The following is a 16,742-nucleotide window of genomic DNA, read 5'->3' on the forward strand; positions in this document are numbered from 1 at the left end:
GTAGCCAGCGCGGTAAGCGTTGTGATCACGCGTTTCGCCTCTGATGAGCTGGGGGCGTCACGCATCGCCAGGTCGTCATAGTACAGCCTGGCGTAGATATTCCCCGCTGCCGCGGCAGTGCCGAACAAGCCGCGCGCCTGGCAAACATCCTTGGCTACAGCTATGTGGTCGGTGCGCAGTTGACATTTTCGATTACACCTGTAATCATCTGGTCAATTACACGTGTAACCGAGGTGTCCCATGGAAGCCATTTCAATCAGCGAAGCCGAATCCGCCGTCATGGAAGTCTTGTGGTCGCGCCACCCGCTGGCCGCCGAAGACATCGCCGCGGCCTTGCGCAGTGAGCGCGACTGGCAAGACGCCACCATCAAGACCCTGATTGGCCGCCTGTTGAAAAAAGGCGCCGTCAGCGCCACGCAGGAAGGGCGTCGCTACCTTTACAGCCCCACCCTGGAACGCGAGGCCTGGTTGACGCAGGAGAGCGCCAGCATGCTTGAGCGCCTGTTCGGTGGCCGCGTCGCGCCCTTGGTCGCGCACTTCAGCAAGCAGCGCAAATTGAGCAAGCGCGATATCGCCGAGCTGCGTCGCATCATCGATGAGATGGAGTCCTGATGGACCACGCGTTCCACATGCTGGCCATCCTGTCCGCCGTGCTGGCGGCGGCGACGCTGCTGGTCCTCGCGCTGCGGCCGATGCTGAGCCGGGTTTTTGGGGCGGGCGTCGCTTACGCGTCCTGGCTGCTGCTGCCCATGGTGTTGATTGTCGGCTTGCTTCCGCGTCCGCTGCGGCAGGAGGCGCTGACCGCGTCGGCACAGTTCACGGCGCCCGCCATTGTCAAGCAAGCGATCGTTATCGTCGCCGCGTCCGAGGCGCCGCGCGTTCCCGCCGCCCCATTGATGGCCGCGTGGCTCGTGGGCGTGGCGCTGGCGCTGTGCGTCATGGCCCGGCAACATCGCCGCTTCCTGCGCGGCCTGGGCGAACTGCACGCCACGGGTGAGGATGGCGTCTACCGCGCCGCCAGTGACAGGGCAGGGCCGGCGCTGGTCGGCGTGCTGCGTCCAAAAATCGTGGTTCCCCGTGACTTTGAGTCGCGCTACACGCTGCGGGAGCAAGCGCTGATTCTTGCGCATGAGCGCGTGCACGCCCAGCGCGGCGATGCGCTGGCAAACGTCCTTGCAGGCATGCTGCTGGCGCTCTTCTGGTTTCATCCGCTGGCGCATGTGGCGGTGCGCCGCTTTCGCCTGGACCAGGAGCTGGCCTGCGACGCGGCCGTTCTCGATGATTTCCCCGAGGCCCGCCGCAGCTATGCTGACGCCATCCTCAAAACGCAGTTGGCCAGCAGTGGGCAAGCATTTGCCTGCACTTGGCAATCCATCCACCCATTAAAAGGACGCATCATGAGCATTGCACGGCCGCCTGTTGGAAAACAAATCCGCATCGCCGGTAAATGGACGCTTGCCATCGGCATCGCCGCGAGTTGCACCGCGGCCTGGGCGTTCGGGCCGCAGGCCGAGGCGCCGCTTGTCGCCAAGGCTGTTTCCGCACCCCAGGCGGTGGCTGCGCCTGGCGTCAAACCGTCGTCGACTCCCAAGAAGGCCGAGGCGGCCCCGGCGCTCGCTTCGGCGGCGGGCGCGCCGCGCGCCGCGCCTGCCGCCACGGCGGGCGGCACGGCCCCGTCGCCACAGCCGGCGCCAGCACCGGTGGCAGACCGCGTCGATGTCACTATCCAACTCAAGGTGAATGACAGCCGCGAGCAATCCATCGCCATGAAGGGTGTCGGGCTTGGTGACAACACGGCCAGCTTCTCCTCTGGCGAGGCGGAGGATCGCTGCAACTATGAGTTCCGTGTTCTGCCGGCACCGGGTGCCGACTTCTATCAGATCAACGCCATGGTGCACTGCACGAACAAGATGCCCTCGGCGCCACGTCTGGTCGCCAAACTGGGCCAGCCATCGCGCATCCGGGCGGGCGAGCAAAAAGCCACCGGTTTCGAGGGCTTCGACATGACCGTCCTTGTAAGTAAAGCCGAGTAAGCATGGCCACCGCCGGCATCGCGCGACATCTCGCCGATGCCATGGCGGATGCGGATTGTCACTGGCCGCGGGCTTGGCCGGACAACTCCATGACGACTTCACGTACCCAGCGTTGTCCGCTGTGGCCGTGATTGCGCTCGTGCCACAGCATGCTCACGGCGAAGCCCGGCACGGGGAAGGGACATTCGACCACCTTGAGCGCCTCGCGGGAAGCGCGCACCAGCCTCTCTGGCACCAGGGCCACGAAGTCGGACTGGGCGACGAGTCCTGGCACGAACAGGAACGATGCCGCGGAAAGCGCGACCTTGCGCTTGTAGCCTAGCGCCGCGAGCCCTTCGTCCACCGGGGTGGTGAAGTCGCCGCCGCGCAGCGAGACGATCACCTGGTCCAGTCTCGCGAACTGTTCCACCGTAAGCCCCCGCCGCAGCCCGGGATGCCGATGCCTGCCAATAAGCACGTAGCGCTCGTCGAACAGATGCCGGCTGCGCAGGCTGGCTGGGCCATGCTCGGGCGTCATCAGCGCCAAGTCCACCTGGCCGCTCGCCATCTGGGCTTCCAACTCGGCCGGATCAAGATGGCGCAAGGCGATCCGCACGCCGGGTGCCCGCTTGCGCAGCGCGATCGCCAAGGGCTGAACCACCGTCGCCTGCAGGTAGTCGGTGCAGGCGATGGTGACAGTGAGGCTGGCCTTTGCCGGGTTGAAGTTGCGGTGTTCGGCCAACGTGGCGCGCACCTGGTCCAGCGCCTGACGGAGCGGATCAAGCAAATCCATTGCCTTGGCGGTCGGTGTCATTCCGCGCTGCACCGGGATCAGCAGAGGGTCGTCGAATAGCTCGCGCAGGCGATTCAATTGCGCGCTGACCGCCGGCTGGCTGAGGTGCAGGCGTTCTGCCGCGTGGGTCACGTTCTGTTCCACCAGCAGGGTTTCCAGAGTGACGAGGAGATTGAGGTCTAGGCGTTTCTTGGTATCCATTCAATGGATGATAGATCAAAAATCATTGGATTTCACAGATAGCTGGTGGCGAGCCAAACTACGTCCAGTCCCCACACTCCACGTACTGTGAAAGCCAAACCATGCCATCAACCAGCGGAAAAAAAGTCCTGATCGTCCATGCCCACCCCGAGCGGACCTCCGTGACGAATCACCTTGTAGATATCGCTATTGAGGTGCTGAAGGCCCAAGGCCACGAAGTGCTGCAATCCGACCTGTACGCTATGGGATGGAAGGCGGTATTCGACGGCGAGGATTTTCCCGAACGCGCCAATCGGGAGCGGCTGTCTTTGATCGAGGAATCGGGATACGCCTTCGCCAACGGTTGCCAGACTCCGGACGTCGAAGAGGAGCAACGGAAGATCCAGGCGGCGGACGCGGTGATCTTGCTGTTCCCGCTGTGGTGGTTCAGCATGCCCGCGATCATGAAGGGGTGGGTGGACCGGGTGTGGGCCTATGGTTTGGCTTACGGTTACCAAGGGGCCGGCAACGCCTATCGCTATGGTGATGGCGGCTTTGCAGGGAAGCGCGCGCTGCTGGCGGTATCTGTTGGCGGGCCGGCGGAAGACTATTCGCCACGTGGCATCAACGGGCCGTTGGAGCAACTGCTCTTTCCCATCACGCACGGTACGCTGTTCTTTCCCGGCATGCAGGTGCTGCCCACCTTCGCGGTGTATGGGACCGTGCGCATCGAGGGCAACCGCATGACCGAGGTGGACGCCGCCTGGCGCGGGCGGGTGGAGCGCCTGTTTGACGACGCGCCGATTCCTTTCCGTCCGCAGAACGGAGGCGACTATCCAGACCGCCACGTGTTGGCCGACCATGTCGCGCCGACGCGGACGGGGTTGATGGTTCACGTCGTGGAGGCCCCTCGGCCCTCTGTGGCCGAGGAATGCGGCGTTCCTGTCCCCCGCTAGCCTTCTTGGGAGGTAAGGTTTTTCAGTCTATCGACCAAGTAAAGGGCTTGTACTCGAACCCGCCCCCGATGATCTTGGCGACCGCGTCAACGTTTTCCCGGCTTTCACTGAAATGGTTGAGCACCTGGGACGCGCTGGCCAGCTGCCGGTCCAGCACATCGACCCAGTATGCGTAGCCGCCCGCGTCGGGCGCGCGGTGCAGCACGTTGCTGTAGTAGCGCGTGACCAGTTCGGCATTCGTGGGCGTGTCGCCGTACAGCTTGCGGAACTCGGCCGACTGGGTGAAGCTCGACGCCACACTCTCCATGCTGGAGCCGAATTCCGTCACCGATAGCCAGTAACCGAGCCCCGCCGCGTCCGGCTTGCGGTCGAAGGCGGCCTGGTACAGGCGGTAGACCTTGCCGGCGTCGCCGTCGATGCCCACGTCCAGCGCCCACGACAGGTCGCTGAAGCGGATGCGCTCCACGCCGGTCAGCAGGTCCGTGCCCTGGTTGCCAAGCAGGTCCTCGACGCGCGTGGCGCCGTCGACTTGCGTGATGCGGACACTGCTCAGCAGCGCGGTGTAGCTGGCTGAGTCCAGGCCCGCGCCGCCGGCGACCACGTCGTTGCCCGCGTCGGACCAGAACAGGTCGCGGCCCGCGCCGCCATCGAGGGCGTCGTTGCCGGCGCCGCCCACCAGCAAATCGTCGCCCGCGCCGCCGTCGAGCGTGTCGTCCAGCACGCCGCCGTACAGGTAGTCGCGCTCGGCGGTGCCGTGCAGCGTCATGCCCTTGGATGAGCCGGACGGGGACATGCCCTGGGCGAAGTTGTCGCTGGTGAGCGTGTCCGCCTTCGTGTTGCGCAGCGCCACCACCGTGCGGAAGCCGGATTGCTGGCCGGCCGCGCCGTCCAGGTCTATTTGCACCAGCGTGTCGCCGCCGCTTTGCTGCAGCCGCAGGTGGCCGGTGGTGAAGAGATTCGCGGCGGGGGCGTCGCTGAACAACTGGTATGGATCGAGCACGTCGCCGCCCGCGCCGGTGGCGAAGTCGGTGATGGTGACGACGCTGGCCAAGCGCGGGGCGAACGCGAAGACGTCGCGGCCGGCGCCGCCGCTGGCGGTCACATCGCTGTCCGCAGAGTTGACATGCAGCAGGTCGTCGCCGTCGCCGCCGTCCATGATCGCGCCGCCGTTCACGACCAGCACGTCGTCGCCCGCGCCGCCGGACAATTTGTTCGTCCCCCGTGCGGCGGTCAGGAAATCGTTGCCGGCGCCGCCGCTCAGGACGTTGTCACCGGAGTCGTCGTACAGGTTGTCGTTGCCGTCGCCGCCGAAGAGCAGGTCGTCGCCGTCGCCGCCGAGGAGGGTGTCGTTGTCGCCGCCGCCGTGCAGGGTGTCGTTCCCGTCCCAGCCCTCCAGGTCATCGTTGCCGCCGTTGCCGGACAGCGTGTCCGCCAGGTTGGAGCCCACCAGGCGGTCCTCTCCGCCGGTGCCATCCAAACGCAGGGCGACAGGGCTCAGGCTGGTGGCGACCACCGTGTCGTAGGCCTGGTCGAGCGTGCCGCCGGCGGCGTCCCGGAGCAGTCCGGACGGGAAGATGACCTGGTAGCGGCCTCCGAAGCTCAAGTCCACGGACGGGTCCAGCGTGACGGTGTTGCCGGCGATGGTGATGCGGCCACTGGTGGCGATGTCCTCGGTCAGCACGGGGAAGCCGTCGTTGTACACGCTGCGCAGGACGATTTCGCCGCTGCCGGCGGTGACGGGGGCGTTGAAGGTCAGGATGATATTGGCCTTCGGTTCGGGTACGCCGGTGGCGAACGCAATGGACGTTAAGGACAGGGTGGTCATTGAATTTTTAAATGATTAATATTGCATTTATTGTACTTTGATCAATGTTTCACCGGCATCCCTCGGATCAAGCCTTTGACACCGTCGCCATGGCGGGAGGTAATCGCGGACAGCAGGAGCTTCCGGGACCCTCCAAAGTGCTGTACTGCCTGGGCTGGCTCGTTGGCGTCTATGCCGACCGGCGCGTGGTCCTCGCCGGCGGCGGCCGCGCCGCTGGCGCAGGCGAGTACGTATAGCGAGAACAGCGCCGCCTTTGGAGAGGCATGCGATGCCGTATATTCCGCGCTAATCGTTTAGCCCCTTTCCCTCGAAAATGTGCTGCATGTGCTTTTCGATGCGGGCCTCGCGCGTCTTCGATTGCTTGGCGTCGGAAAAGTGGAGTATGTATCCGCGTTGCCGGCCCGGCGTCAGCGCCTCGAAGGCGGTCTTCAACTCGGGGATTTCATCGAACTTGCTGCGCAGCTCCGCCGGGATGGGGAACTCCTCGGTTTTCTTGTACTCCACCTTCAAACCGGCTTTTTCCACCTGGATGGCTTCGCGTACATAGGCCTTCAACACGGCCTTCATCTTGACGATGTCCTTGACGCCCGTGAAGCGGATCTGCCGTCCGGCCTGCATGTTTTCGGTCTGCTGGATCAGGATGCCGTTGGGGTCCTTCATCAACGCGCCGTTGAAGAAGAGCAGGGCGCAGTACTCCTTGAAGCCGTGGATGAGCACGACGTTCTTGTCGTCCAGGGTGTAGCAAGGCACGCCCCACTTCAATTCCTCCGTCAGGTCGCAGGCCAGGACGATCTTGCGCAGCTCCGCGCACTCCTCCAGCCATTTCGTCTCGCTGAAATACGCATCAACTTTGGGGTTATGTTTTTCCTCTGTCATGGACGCCTTTCGAATTAATTCATGTGGGAGAAGCTATCGTCACGATACCTGCGTTGCGTCCGCGTTGTGCCTACCCAACGTTGTCGGAAACACCAATTATGAACTAATCCGCAGCCTTGATAAATGTCGTCTGCTAAAGTTTGAACTGTAAAGTTGATACGGGGGAGGCTCCATGCGCACATGGCAAATGAAAGAGGCGCAAGCGCGTTTGTCCAAGCTGGTAAAACTTGCACAAACCGAGGGACCACAAGCCATCACGCTGCGCGGAAAGTCGGTGGCGGTGGTTCTGGCGAGCCATGCTTTTGAGCAACTATCGCGCGACAAACAAGCGTTGGTAGACTTTATGCGGCAGTCTCCCTTGCATGGGCTCGACGAGATCGAGTTCGAGCGCGACCAAAGCGGCGCCCGCGAAGAGGACCTTTAAGCGTTGCAGACTCGCTGGAGGGGTGGACCGTCTCATAGACGGCCATAATTCCCCTTGAATGGTCGATTCAGGTGGACGGGACACTACTGGTTCAGTATTCTCTAGGGATGCGGCTAGGCAAGTCAAAGCTACAACACATAGTAACTGGAAAATAACAGGGGATTTGAGCATGGCAACGGAAGCGGATGACAAGGGTATCGTGTACGGAACAGAGGATTTGCTGACGAGTTTGTGTAACTCGGTCACGCGCGTCCTGGGCATCGCCACCCAACGCAAGGTGCATTACTCCGCCATGGTTCAGCGCATCACCAAGGTCGGCCTGAAGCCGGACATCGGCTGCTTCGTGCTGTTCGACGGCGGCTTCACGGGCCTCGTGGTGCTGAACTTCGGCAAGGAAACGGCGATGGAGATCTACGAGGACTACATGCTGCACATGGGCATGCCCAAGTCCGAGCTGGCCGGCTCCCACACCTCCGACGAGGTGTCCAACATCCTGGGCGAGTTGATGAACCAGATCGTCGGCGACTTCACCGGCAAGGTGCGCCGCGAGCTGCAAACCAACATCACGCAGAACCAGCCGAAGATGCTGGTGCTGACCAAGCAGGTGATGCTCAACGTGGATACGCCGCTGGACCGTCCCGAGATGCGCCGCGTGTCGTTCTACACCGAGAAGAACAATGTGTTCTACCTCGAGCTGGCCATCGACCGCACGGAGTTCGTGCGCCTGTACGATTTCGAACCCAACGAGGTGCCCGATCCGGACTCGCTGATGGAAAGCGCCGGCAAGAGTCACGAGGAGGAGCAGGCCGCCGCCAACTCCGCCGACGACGAGGCGCATGACGAACTGCTGAAGTCCTTGGGGATGTAAATCCGGCAGCTTCCAGGGCGCGGAGGAGGGGCGCTAAATTTTTCGCCGCCGCCCTAGGCAATTGCTGAATTGAACGATATAATTACGGCCTTCAATTCCCTGATAGCTCAGTCGGTAGAGCGACGGACTGTTAATCCGCAGGTCCCTGGTTCGAGTCCAGGTCGGGGAGCCAAAGAATTCAAGGGCCTGCGAGTGATCGCAGGCCCTTTTTCTTTGTGTTGCCGGAAACCGGGTCGCGGAAGCCAATACTTTTATCTGGTGAGCATGGCTTGCACCTGTTTTTCCAGCGCTGTCAGTTTGTGATCAAGAATGCCCACGTTTTTCAGGGACTCAACGGTGTTGCTGAGATAGTCCGAGCAACGCCCCATTTTCCCCACGGCCTTGGAGATGACCTGAGCCATTTCAGCTTGCGCAAGTTTCCCGGCGTATCTGGAATGGGAACGGTTTATGGTGAAGGTCACCGCCCTGATACGGCCTTCCGCTGTCGATACGGAAACCCAGCGCGGCGTATAGGCTCCGTCCGACATTTCTCTTCGCCATAACACTTTAAGCTCCTTGACAACGTCGGCGGCGGGGATGCGGTAGAGCACTCCCGAGCATACTCCGCCGTAGTCGAGGCCCAGTGTCAGCCCAGGCTGTTGCGGGCAACCGCGGCTTAATGAAGTCCACAGACAGAAGCTCCGGTGCCACCCATATACCTTTCCAATCCGCTTGGCATCGAAATGAAATGCGGGATTCCAGATAAGGGAACCATATCCGAACACCCAGATATCGGTTTGCCCGGGGTGGTCAATCAGTATGGACTGGAGGGAAGCTTCGAAATCCGCCTCGCTGAGCAATACCATGCCGGGTGTTTGAGCGGCCGCGCGCTGAATGGCGCCGGAAAGTATTTCATCGCGCGTTACCTGAAGTGTTGTTTTATCCATGGCTTCCATCAGCCCGCACTAACTAAAGTGCAGTTTGTTCGCGGGGCGCGGCAGGCCCAAATGATCTCGCAGCGTGCTGCCCTCATAGCTGCGGCGGTGAATGCCTTTTCTCTGAAGTTCCGGCACCACCTTGTCGACGAAATCGTCGATACCTTCCGGGACGGTATGGAACATCACCACAAAACCGTCGCAAGCCCGGGTTTCCAGCCATTCTTCCATTTGATCCGCGATCTCGGTCGCGGTGCCGATCATCTCCAGCCAGCCGGACTCTCCCGCGCGCTGGGCGAGTTGTCTGAGGGTGAGCCCTTCACGTTTGGCTAGATCTATCCATTCCTGGCGATTCCCTTTCCCCTCATTGGTGTCCGGTAGTTCCGGCAGCGGCTTGTCCAAGTCGTATCCCGAGACATCAACCCCCAGGCGGACCGAGAGGTTGGGGAGCATGCTGTCGATATGCACGAGGCTATCGAGGAGTTGCTTCTTCTTGTGCGCTTCCTCGGTCGTGTCGCCCACAATCACGAAAACTCCGGGCATGACTTTCAAGTGATCTGGATTTCGTCCTATCGCTTTCATCCGCCCTTTGACGTCGGCATAGAACGCGCGGCTAGCCTCTATCGACTTGGAGTTGCCGAAGATGAGTTCCGCGGTTTCCGCGGCAATTTGCCGTCCAGCGTCGGATGCCCCCGCCTGGGCGATGACAGGCCATCCCTGGACAGGTCTGGCTATGTTGAGTGGGCCTTTTACAGAGAAGTGTTTTCCCTTGTGGTCCAAGGTTTTTAAACGATCGGGATCGAAGAAAATCCCGTTCTCCTTATCCATCAGAAACGCGTCGTCCGCCCAGCTATCCCACAGGCCCGTGACCACCTTGAAAAATTCACGTGCCCGCTCATACCGATCCGTATGCTTGGGCGCATCTTGATAACTGAAATTGAGCGCCGCCTCCGGATTGACCGTTGTTACCAGGTTCCAGCCCGCGCGGCCGCCGCTCAAATGATCCAGCGAGGCAAATCTTCGGGCCACATGGAAGGGCTCGTCATAGGTCGTAGAACCCGTTGCGATCAGCCCGATTTTTTCGGTCACCGCGGCAAGCGCCGGGAGCAAAACCATCGGGTCGAAGGAGGTGACGGTCGCACTCCTCTTGAGCGCGGACATGGGCATATGCATCAGGGCTAAATGATCCGCCATGAAGAATGCGTCAAAGCATCCCCTTTCCAGCGTTTGCGCGAATTGTTTCAGCAGCGGCCAGCTGAAATTGGCGTCGGGTTGGGTGCCGGGATAGCGCCACCACGCGGTATGAATGCCTACCGGCCGCATGAAACCGGCAAGATGTAGCTGACGATGCATTTAAGCTCCTATTGGAATGAAATGTAATGGGTGGTTTAGCGGGAGGTGGCAAGCGGGGCGACGCGCGAACGAAGCCCGGCATGCCCTTACGGGCTTACATGGTCGCAAGCACGTCCGTCTTGGGAAAGCGTACCTTGGCCGCGGTGGCGTATTTGTCGGTAGCCGCGCGATACCCGACAGCGGCGGCCACGGCGGTCTCCAGGCCCTTCTGCTTCAGGCCAAGGATTTCATCGTATTTCTCCCGCTCGATACCCTCCAGCGGGCACGCGTCTATCCCCAGCAGGGCCGCGCTTGTCAGCAAATTGCCGAGAGCGATATACACCTGGTTGGTTGCCCATTGCCGCCGAATGGCGGGTTCGCGATTTTGGATGAGACTGCCAACCACCGAATCGCGATAGCTGCTCAGGGTGTCGTGGCTGGTCCCGCGGACTTTAACCATGTGATCCACGTGCGAATCAATGTCAGTCTCGCGCAGATCGCTTTTGACGGCGAACACCACCAGATGGGAGGCGTCAGCCACCTGGCGTTGTCCCCATGACGCCCGGACGAGTTGCTCGCGCTTTTCGGCTTGGGTGACGACTATGAACTTCCACGGCTGTAGCCCGAACGAGGACGGGGTCAGCACAAGGGACTCCTCGAGAGCCGACCATGCCGGGGGATCAATTTTGCGGGCCGGATCAAACTGCTGCGTGGCGTAGCGCCATTTGAGTTGGGCCAGCAGTTGCTCGGGGGCGATACTGTTGCGTTGGTGTAAATTCATGTCGGTCTTTCCTTTGGGTTTGCCGTTCTCTTGCTTCAGACGGACCTTCACTTGTTGTCCGCCGCCAATGCGACTCGGCCTTGGTTGGCGACGGTGAAGGAAGCGAGCCCCGAAACAAACAGGACAACCAGTCCGATCAGGCTTAGCGCATCCGGCCAGCTGTCAAAGACCAATACGCTGAAGAAGGCAGCCGCAATCAACTGGGTATAAACAAAGGGGGCGACCACGGAGGCCGGAAGCTTTTGGCTGACTTTGATAATGATCAAATTGCCAAAGGCCGAGCCCAAGGCACTCACCAGCATCAGGACCGACATCCTCATGTCCACCGCAGGCAGGGCGCTGGCGCCAAACGGCAGCAAGACCAAGGCGCCGGTCAGCAGCGTGGACAGCAATATCAGGTGCGGCCTGTAAGTCCCGGCCAACCAGCGGGTGGCGACCAGCAGGGAGCCATAGAAGACGCCCGACAAGGTGGCGAAGCCCAGGCCTGGCGTCATCCCAAAACCTGGTTTGATCACCATCAGCGCGCCGCAAAATCCAATCAGCAGCAGGGTCGATCGCAGGGCGGTGATTTTTTCTTTCAGAAAAATCGCCGCAAAGAAGTAGGACAGAAGCGGCCCGACGAAAAAAGCACCGAATACGTTGGCGATGGACTCGGTTTGCGCCGCTTTGATCAGGCAGGTGATTGCTGCGATGAAAAGCGAAGCCCGGAATAAAAGGCGCCAATTGAAAAGCAATTTCAGTTCCGTGGTCTTTATGCCGCTTAATGGCAGGATCACCGCGAATCCTATAAGCAGCCTGCTCCATGCGACAAATATGGGATGTGCGCCCGCGCCCATAAGCATCTTTCCAGCGGTGTCGCCTAAAGGAATGAGCGTCATTCCAAACAGGATGACAAATATAAGCAAGGCTTTATTTTTTGATTCCATTTTCCCCAACTTTCATGTCTAGTTAATTGACTCTGGATACGCTATCCCGATATCGTCCAACGCCATCGCTATCGCTTTCACGGCCCGTTCCATGTCTTCGGGAGTCACCGCGCCTATGCAGCCAACGCGAAAACTGGGCCGGGACGTGTTGTAGAAATTGCTTATGATCACTCCTCTATCTTTTAATGCCGATACAAACCGCTGCAGGTCCCATGCGGGACTGTCTGGCGCTTGTACATTGACGCAGATCGGGCCTTGCAAACGGGGCGGGAGATAGGGGATCAATCCCAAATTCTTCACCCCTGTGCAAAAGCGCTGTTGATTGGCTTGGTAACGTTGCAGACGGGCGGTTCTGCCGCCTTCGGCCTCGTACAGGTCAAGCGCTTTCATGAGCGCTGCCACAGCTTGAGGCACCGGGGTGAATCGCCAAGTGCCCTTGGGTTTGCTTAATCCATGCAGATAAACGTCGGCAAGGTCCAACGACCAGCTTCCGGCATTGCCCGCCGCCGCCAGGATGCGTTCATTTTGGACAATGATGAAGGAAAGTCCGGGCAGTCCTTCCAAGCATTTATTGGAAGTGAAGATCACCGCGTCTGCCTCAGGCATTTCGCTGACATTCAGTGGTAGAGCGCCAAACGCCGAAATCGCGTCAACAATCGTTCTTCGGCCCAATGCCCGCACCACTTCCCCCGCGGCCAGAACATCGTGGCAGATTCCGCTGCCGGTCTCGCAATATACCAATCCAACATGCGTAATCTCAGGATCGGCGCGCAACGCCATTTCAACTTGCCGCGGATCGAGTGATTGATTCTCACCCACGGTGAAAGTAGTCACCTTCCTGCCGGCTTCCCGTGCCAGGCGAATCATGTGATCCGCATAGTCGCCGGTGTCGGGAATCAGTATCGATCCCGTGGCGGGAACAAATGTCCTTAATGCCGCCTCGACGGCGAAATGGCCACAGCCTTGCAAGGCCAGTGCTGAGTGACTGGAAGCGTTTCCGCCCGCAATGTGCAAAAGGCGGGAACGCAATTCAGAAGTCATGGAACGAAACTCGGGATCCCAAGGCGCGTAGTCTTGCGCGAACGCCTGCTTTACTTCGCTTGCAGTGGTAACCGGTCCAGGTATTAGCAGTAACATGTCTTTGGAAGATTCAGTGTTATATTTTTAATTCCCAGGGAATGCTAAAATAAATCAAGCGATTTCAGCTGGCGGCAACATTCCTGCATGCCTCGGCCATCCTGGTGAAGCCGCGTTCCAGATCGTTCAGGAGATCCATGGCATCCTCCAAGCCTGTGTACAAACGTATCAGTGCACCCTGTTCGTCCCAGGATACGGCGGTGCGGATATCCACGGGGTTGGCTGGCATAACCAGGCTTTCATATCCACCCCAACTGGCGCCAATGCCAAATAGGGAAAGGTTGTCATAGAACGCGGCCACGGCGGCTTTCGGAACCGGATATAGCTGGAAGGAGAATAGTCCGCTGCACCCAGAAAAATCGCGCATCCAGATTCCGTGCCCTGGACTATTTGGGAATGCCGGATGAAATACTCGGGCGACCTCTGGGCGATTGGCCAGCCATTCTGCAATTTTAAATCCGGTGTTTCCAGATTGCTTCAGCCTTAGCGCCATCGTTCGCAGGCCCCGCTGCGCCGAGTAAAGTTCTTCCGACCCGCAGCACATGCCCATCATTTTGGCCTTGGAATATATCTGTTGAGCTATATCCCCGCGTCCGACGATCACGCCCATTAATACATCCGAATGGCCTGAAATGTATTTGGTTGCCGCCTCAACAACGACATCAACGCCATGATCCAGCGGATTGAAGTAGAGCGCGGTTGCCCAGGTGTTGTCCGATATGACTTTGACGCCATGCTGTTTCACAGCGTTAACAATGGCGGGTATGTCCTGTATCTCGAAGGTGAGGGAGCCCGGTGATTCGGTGTAGACCAAGGAGGTTTCCGGCCGAAGTAACTTTGAAATATCGGAACCGATCGCAGGGTCGTAGTATTCGGTTGACACCCCATACTGCGGCAGTATTTCATCGCAAAAAATTCGGGTGGGGCCGTACACGCTGTCCGTCACCAGAATGTGGTCGCCCGCCTTGCATAGCCCTAGTATGGCAAGGGAGATGGCGGTCATTCCCGAGCAGACGGCGACGCAGCGATCACCGCCGTAGAGCTCGCAGATCGCCGACTCCACGCCGCGCGAGGTGGGGGTTTCGCGTCGGCCGTATCGATAGCCGGTGAAACCCGGCTGCCATGCTTTTTCCCATGCGTCCAACGTTGGATGCAGGATGGTTGAAGCGCGGTAGATCGGCGGGTTGACCACGCCATGATGCGCGTGGGGATCGCGCCCAACGTGGATTAACTTCGTTTGCGGAGTTAATTTTTGATCTTTCATGACAAGGCCCTGAGCGCATTCCTCAGGTCGTTGATGAGGTCGTTCACGTCTTCCAGTCCAACGGACAGGCGCAGCAAGCCATCCGGGATTCCCATCTCCGCTCGCAATTCGGGCGATAAACGTTGATGGGTTGTGATGGAAGGCAGGGTGATGATGCTTTTGGCGTCGCCGAAATTGTTCGAAATTTTGATGATGGAAAGGGCGTTGGCGAAGCGGAACGCGCTGGATTTTCCACCCGACACCTCGAAGCAAACGACGGTGCCGCCTCCCTTCATCTGTTTCTGAACGAGTTCGTACTGGGGGTGATCCTTATGGTTCGGATAAATCACGCGTGTCACCATTTCCTGATCGGACAGGAAGTTGCTTATCTGAAGCGCGCTGGCTTGTTGGGCGTTGACTCTGAGCGGTAGTGTTTCCAGCCCTTTTAAAAGCAGCCACGAGTTGAACGGCGAGATGGACGGGCCGGTGTGACGCAGGAAATCATGCACGTGTTTCCGCATGAATTCTTCCGAGGAAAGGATGACGCCACCGAGGCAACGGCCCTGCCCGTCGATATGCTTGGTTGCCGAGTACACCACGCAGTCGGCGCCGAGCTCCAGGGGGCTTTGCAAAATGGGAGAAACAAAAGCATTGTCGACCACCAAGGTGGCGCCGTGTTCGTGGCAAATGCTGGCGATCTCGGCAATGTCGTAGATTTCCAGCGTGGGGTTGGCGGGACTCTCCAGAAAGCAGGTTTTCGTGTTTTGGCGGAACGCTTTTCGCCATTGCCCCAGATCCCCGCCATCCACAAACGTGACTTCCACTCCGAATCGTGGAAGCAAGTCCTCCAGAACGTAGCGACAGGAGCCAAACAGGGTTTTCGCCGAAACGATATGGTCTCCTGCGCGAACCTGACCCATTAAAGCGGCGGTGACGCTTGCCATGCCGGTTGCCGTGGCCCGAGCGCTTTCCGCTCCTTCCAGCAAGGCTATGCGATCCTCAAACATTTTCGTCGTGGGATTTGAGATACGGGAGTACACATAGCCAGGATTTTTGCTGTTGAAGCGGCTTTCCGCGGCTTCCGCCGATTCATAGACATAGCTCTGTGTCAGGAACAAGGCTTCGGACAATTCAGAGAACTGGGAGCGGGTCGCTCCTCCGTGCACGGCCTTGGTTGACGCTTGAAGCGGCTGTGGCGGACGCACTTGCTGCAAGTGACGAGGGAACTGATTTTGAGCTTTGTAATTCAATGTCATTTGATTGCCTTCCGTAGCGGGGATGTTGGTCGGAACGAAGCTATTTTTCGACAGTGGGATTGTTATGTTTGCTTCGACCAGTCCTGCTGATGAATTCCGGGGTTGGACTGCTGAATACCCTCTTGATCATGGGTTCAAAAAATTCCACTGGCATTGGTTCTCTGTCTTTGGAAAAAGCCAAGTTGTCGTAATTGTCAATGAAACTCTGCGTTCGCGAAAAGTGTGGGTGATTGATGAACCTATCGCGAGCGTTTCTATCCCGGCCGATATGGTGATAGAAGTAATACCCTTGAAACAATCCGTGATGCTTGACCATCCAGTAATTTTCGTCGGAAACAAAGGGCTGCAATAGTTTTGCCGACAACTCTCCGTGATTCAGGCTTCCTAAAATGTCCCCCACGTCATGCAGCAAGGTACAGACCACATATTCTTCGCTTTCTCCAGCCGTGTAGGCGAGGGTGGCGGCCTGCAAACTATGGTTCAACAAATCGACAGGGAAAGACCTGTAATCCCCTTTGAGTAACATGAGGTGATCTATAACCCGACCTGGCAATTCAGCATACATTCTGTCTTGCTCAATCATGATTCCATGCCAATCGTCGGATGTGGCGTCGGCCAGGGAAGAAAATGTGCATTTCATAACCATGTATATATTTTCCTTTTTAGTTTGCCTGGCCGGCGACCCCTGTGTTTGGTGGCGGGGTTGGAGAGTGGATGTAGACTAATTGCTAATTGCATTTTAAGTAACTTCGGATATCCACAATTGCGAACGGACTAACATTTTTTTGTGGGTGCCGCCGTAAACGACCCGAACCGGTTGGAATTGGCGCCGAAGTCCAGTGGTCGGTACAGCAAGCGTTGCTGGGCGGCTACCTGTTTAGTTTCATGCGATCATATCCCCCGTCGCAGCATGCCTCTGCTCCGTGCCAAGGCCGTGCTTGACGAGTTGATCGCTGGTTTTCCGAAGCGGTCGCCAACCCACCGCAGCAGCACACCTGAGCGTCAGAGAGCATGAGCACACGCATTCATCCGCAGGCCCGCACAACGCCGAAAATCCGCCAGGAGATCAAAGCCTCCGGCTTGACCGCCCACGAGGCGGCAAAGGTGTTCAACATCACCAAGGCGACCGCCGCCAAGTGGCTCAAGCGCGATGACGTGCAAGACCGTTCGCATCGGGCCCACACGCTACATACGACGTTGTCGGCCGCGCAGGAAGCCA

The 16,742-nt window shown here is 59.1% G+C and carries 16 protein-coding genes, 1 tRNA gene and 1 pseudogene; 7 read left to right on the forward strand and 11 right to left on the reverse strand.

All coding sequences use genetic code 11. The features are described from left to right. Positions 1 to 240 precede the first annotated feature (240 nt). Together BM436_RS23970 and BM436_RS23975 are read left to right on the forward strand one after the other, a co-directional pair. A complete protein-coding gene (locus BM436_RS23970; protein WP_218164918.1) occupies positions 241 to 612 on the forward strand; it encodes a BlaI/MecI/CopY family transcriptional regulator in 372 nt (123 codons plus the stop codon). Next, a complete protein-coding gene (locus BM436_RS23975; protein WP_093558061.1) occupies positions 612 to 2,033 on the forward strand; it encodes a M56 family metallopeptidase in 1,422 nt (473 codons plus the stop codon). Before BM436_RS23970 ends, BM436_RS23975 begins: the two co-directional genes overlap by 1 nt. A 58-nt stretch (positions 2,034 to 2,091) precedes the next feature. Here BM436_RS23975 and BM436_RS23980 read toward each other — a convergent pair whose 3' ends face one another. Beyond that, positions 2,092 to 3,006 (reverse strand): LysR family transcriptional regulator, encoded by a 915-nt coding sequence (locus BM436_RS23980; protein ID WP_093558062.1) that lies wholly within the window; start codon positions 3,004 to 3,006, stop codon positions 2,092 to 2,094. Positions 3,007 to 3,107: 101 nt separating this feature from the next. Here BM436_RS23980 and BM436_RS23985 point away from each other — a divergent pair, with 101 nt between their 5' ends. Further along, positions 3,108 to 3,941 carry an NAD(P)H-dependent oxidoreductase gene (locus BM436_RS23985; protein WP_093558063.1) on the forward strand — a complete coding sequence of 278 codons (834 nt, stop codon included), beginning with the start codon at positions 3,108 to 3,110 and terminating at the stop codon, positions 3,939 to 3,941. A 22-nt stretch (positions 3,942 to 3,963) separates the two neighbouring features. Here the strand turns inward: BM436_RS23985 and BM436_RS23990 are convergent, their stop codons facing one another. Continuing rightward, positions 3,964 to 5,766: a DUF4214 domain-containing protein gene (locus BM436_RS23990; RefSeq protein WP_093558064.1), complete on the reverse strand. Its 1,803-nt coding sequence runs from the start codon at positions 5,764 to 5,766 to the stop codon at positions 3,964 to 3,966. Positions 5,767 to 6,051: 285 nt separating this feature from the next. Beyond that, complete coding sequence (locus BM436_RS24000) at positions 6,052 to 6,642, reverse strand: YdeI/OmpD-associated family protein (protein WP_093558066.1); 591 nt, start codon at positions 6,640 to 6,642, stop codon at positions 6,052 to 6,054. A gap of 172 nt (positions 6,643 to 6,814) precedes the next feature. Between BM436_RS24000 and BM436_RS24005 the strand changes: the two genes are divergently transcribed. The 3 genes from BM436_RS24005 (at position 6,815) to BM436_RS24015 (ending at position 8,106) form a co-directional block, all read left to right on the forward strand. Next, complete coding sequence (locus BM436_RS24005) at positions 6,815 to 7,066, forward strand: type II toxin-antitoxin system Phd/YefM family antitoxin (protein WP_093558067.1); 252 nt, start codon at positions 6,815 to 6,817, stop codon at positions 7,064 to 7,066. A gap of 169 nt (positions 7,067 to 7,235) precedes the next feature. Further along, a complete protein-coding gene (locus BM436_RS24010; RefSeq protein ID WP_093558068.1) occupies positions 7,236 to 7,934 on the forward strand; it encodes a DUF3334 family protein in 699 nt (232 codons plus the stop codon). Positions 7,935 to 8,030: 96 nt separating this feature from the next. Next, positions 8,031 to 8,106 (forward strand) — tRNA-Asn (locus BM436_RS24015). Positions 8,107 to 8,185: 79 nt separating this feature from the next. On the opposite strand, the gene BM436_RS24020 is transcribed toward BM436_RS24015, so the two are convergent. The 8 genes from BM436_RS24020 to BM436_RS24055 form a co-directional block, all read right to left on the reverse strand. Next, positions 8,186 to 8,869, reverse strand: a complete 684-nt coding sequence (locus BM436_RS24020) for a gamma-glutamylcyclotransferase (protein ID WP_093558069.1) — start codon at positions 8,867 to 8,869, stop codon at positions 8,186 to 8,188. 9 nt (positions 8,870 to 8,878) lie between these two features. Further along, a complete protein-coding gene (locus BM436_RS24025; protein ID WP_093558070.1) occupies positions 8,879 to 10,201 on the reverse strand; it encodes an LLM class flavin-dependent oxidoreductase in 1,323 nt (440 codons plus the stop codon). Between the two features lie 94 nt (positions 10,202 to 10,295). Next, a complete protein-coding gene (locus BM436_RS24030; protein ID WP_218164919.1) occupies positions 10,296 to 11,012 on the reverse strand; it encodes an NAD(P)H-dependent oxidoreductase in 717 nt (238 codons plus the stop codon). Then, complete coding sequence (locus tag BM436_RS24035; RefSeq protein WP_093558072.1) at positions 11,009 to 11,887, reverse strand: DMT family transporter; 879 nt, start codon at positions 11,885 to 11,887, stop codon at positions 11,009 to 11,011. Before BM436_RS24035 ends, BM436_RS24030 begins: the two co-directional genes overlap by 4 nt. Positions 11,888 to 11,905: 18 nt before the next feature. Next, positions 11,906 to 13,024 carry a 2-aminoethylphosphonate--pyruvate transaminase gene (locus BM436_RS24040; protein ID WP_093558073.1) on the reverse strand — a complete coding sequence of 373 codons (1,119 nt, stop codon included), beginning with the start codon at positions 13,022 to 13,024 and terminating at the stop codon, positions 11,906 to 11,908. Positions 13,025 to 13,088: 64 nt separating this feature from the next. Then, complete coding sequence (gene metC / locus BM436_RS24045; protein WP_093558074.1) at positions 13,089 to 14,288, reverse strand: cystathionine beta-lyase; 1,200 nt, start codon at positions 14,286 to 14,288, stop codon at positions 13,089 to 13,091. After that, positions 14,285 to 15,523 carry an O-succinylhomoserine sulfhydrylase gene (gene metZ / locus BM436_RS24050; protein ID WP_093558075.1) on the reverse strand — a complete coding sequence of 413 codons (1,239 nt, stop codon included), beginning with the start codon at positions 15,521 to 15,523 and terminating at the stop codon, positions 14,285 to 14,287. The genes metC and metZ overlap by 4 nt, the downstream gene beginning before the upstream one ends. Before the next feature lie 40 nt (positions 15,524 to 15,563). Further along, positions 15,564 to 16,106, reverse strand: a complete 543-nt coding sequence (locus BM436_RS24055) for an HD domain-containing protein (protein ID WP_307666154.1) — start codon at positions 16,104 to 16,106, stop codon at positions 15,564 to 15,566. Between the two features lie 428 nt (positions 16,107 to 16,534). Between BM436_RS24055 and BM436_RS24060 the strand changes: the two are divergent. Then, a pseudogene (locus tag BM436_RS24060) lies at positions 16,535 to 16,742 on the forward strand (IS481 family transposase); the annotation flags it as partial.

Origin of the sequence: Pseudoduganella namucuonensis, assembly GCF_900116645.1 — a bacterium.
Taxonomy (GTDB): Bacteria; Pseudomonadota; Gammaproteobacteria; order Burkholderiales; family Burkholderiaceae_D; genus Rugamonas; species Rugamonas namucuonensis.

Bases quoted from the DNA above. Each gene is read 5' to 3' on its own strand.
- BM436_RS24035 (WP_093558072.1), bottom strand. From the start codon at position 11,887: ATGGAATCAAAAAATAAAGCCTTGCTTATATTTGTCATCCTGTTTGGA.
- BM436_RS24025 (WP_093558070.1), bottom strand. From the start codon at position 10,201: ATGCATCGTCAGCTACATCTTGCCGGTTTCATGCGGCCGGTAGGCATT.
- BM436_RS23990 (WP_093558064.1), bottom strand. From the start codon at position 5,766: ATGACCACCCTGTCCTTAACGTCCATTGCGTTCGCCACCGGCGTACCC.
- BM436_RS23985 (WP_093558063.1), top strand. From the start codon at position 3,108: ATGCCATCAACCAGCGGAAAAAAAGTCCTGATCGTCCATGCCCACCCC.
- BM436_RS24055 (WP_307666154.1), bottom strand. From the start codon at position 16,106: ATGATTGAGCAAGACAGAATGTATGCTGAATTGCCAGGTCGGGTTATA.
- metC (WP_093558074.1), bottom strand. From the start codon at position 14,288: ATGAAAGATCAAAAATTAACTCCGCAAACGAAGTTAATCCACGTTGGG.
- BM436_RS23975 (WP_093558061.1), top strand. From the start codon at position 612: ATGGACCACGCGTTCCACATGCTGGCCATCCTGTCCGCCGTGCTGGCG.
- BM436_RS24020 (WP_093558069.1), bottom strand. From the start codon at position 8,869: ATGGAAGCCATGGATAAAACAACACTTCAGGTAACGCGCGATGAAATA.
- BM436_RS23980 (WP_093558062.1), bottom strand. From the start codon at position 3,006: ATGGATACCAAGAAACGCCTAGACCTCAATCTCCTCGTCACTCTGGAA.
- BM436_RS24000 (WP_093558066.1), bottom strand. From the start codon at position 6,642: ATGACAGAGGAAAAACATAACCCCAAAGTTGATGCGTATTTCAGCGAG.
- metZ (WP_093558075.1), bottom strand. From the start codon at position 15,523: ATGACATTGAATTACAAAGCTCAAAATCAGTTCCCTCGTCACTTGCAG.
- BM436_RS24005 (WP_093558067.1), top strand. From the start codon at position 6,815: ATGCGCACATGGCAAATGAAAGAGGCGCAAGCGCGTTTGTCCAAGCTG.
- BM436_RS24040 (WP_093558073.1), bottom strand. From the start codon at position 13,024: ATGTTACTGCTAATACCTGGACCGGTTACCACTGCAAGCGAAGTAAAG.
- BM436_RS23970 (WP_218164918.1), top strand. From the start codon at position 241: ATGGAAGCCATTTCAATCAGCGAAGCCGAATCCGCCGTCATGGAAGTC.
- BM436_RS24010 (WP_093558068.1), top strand. From the start codon at position 7,236: ATGGCAACGGAAGCGGATGACAAGGGTATCGTGTACGGAACAGAGGAT.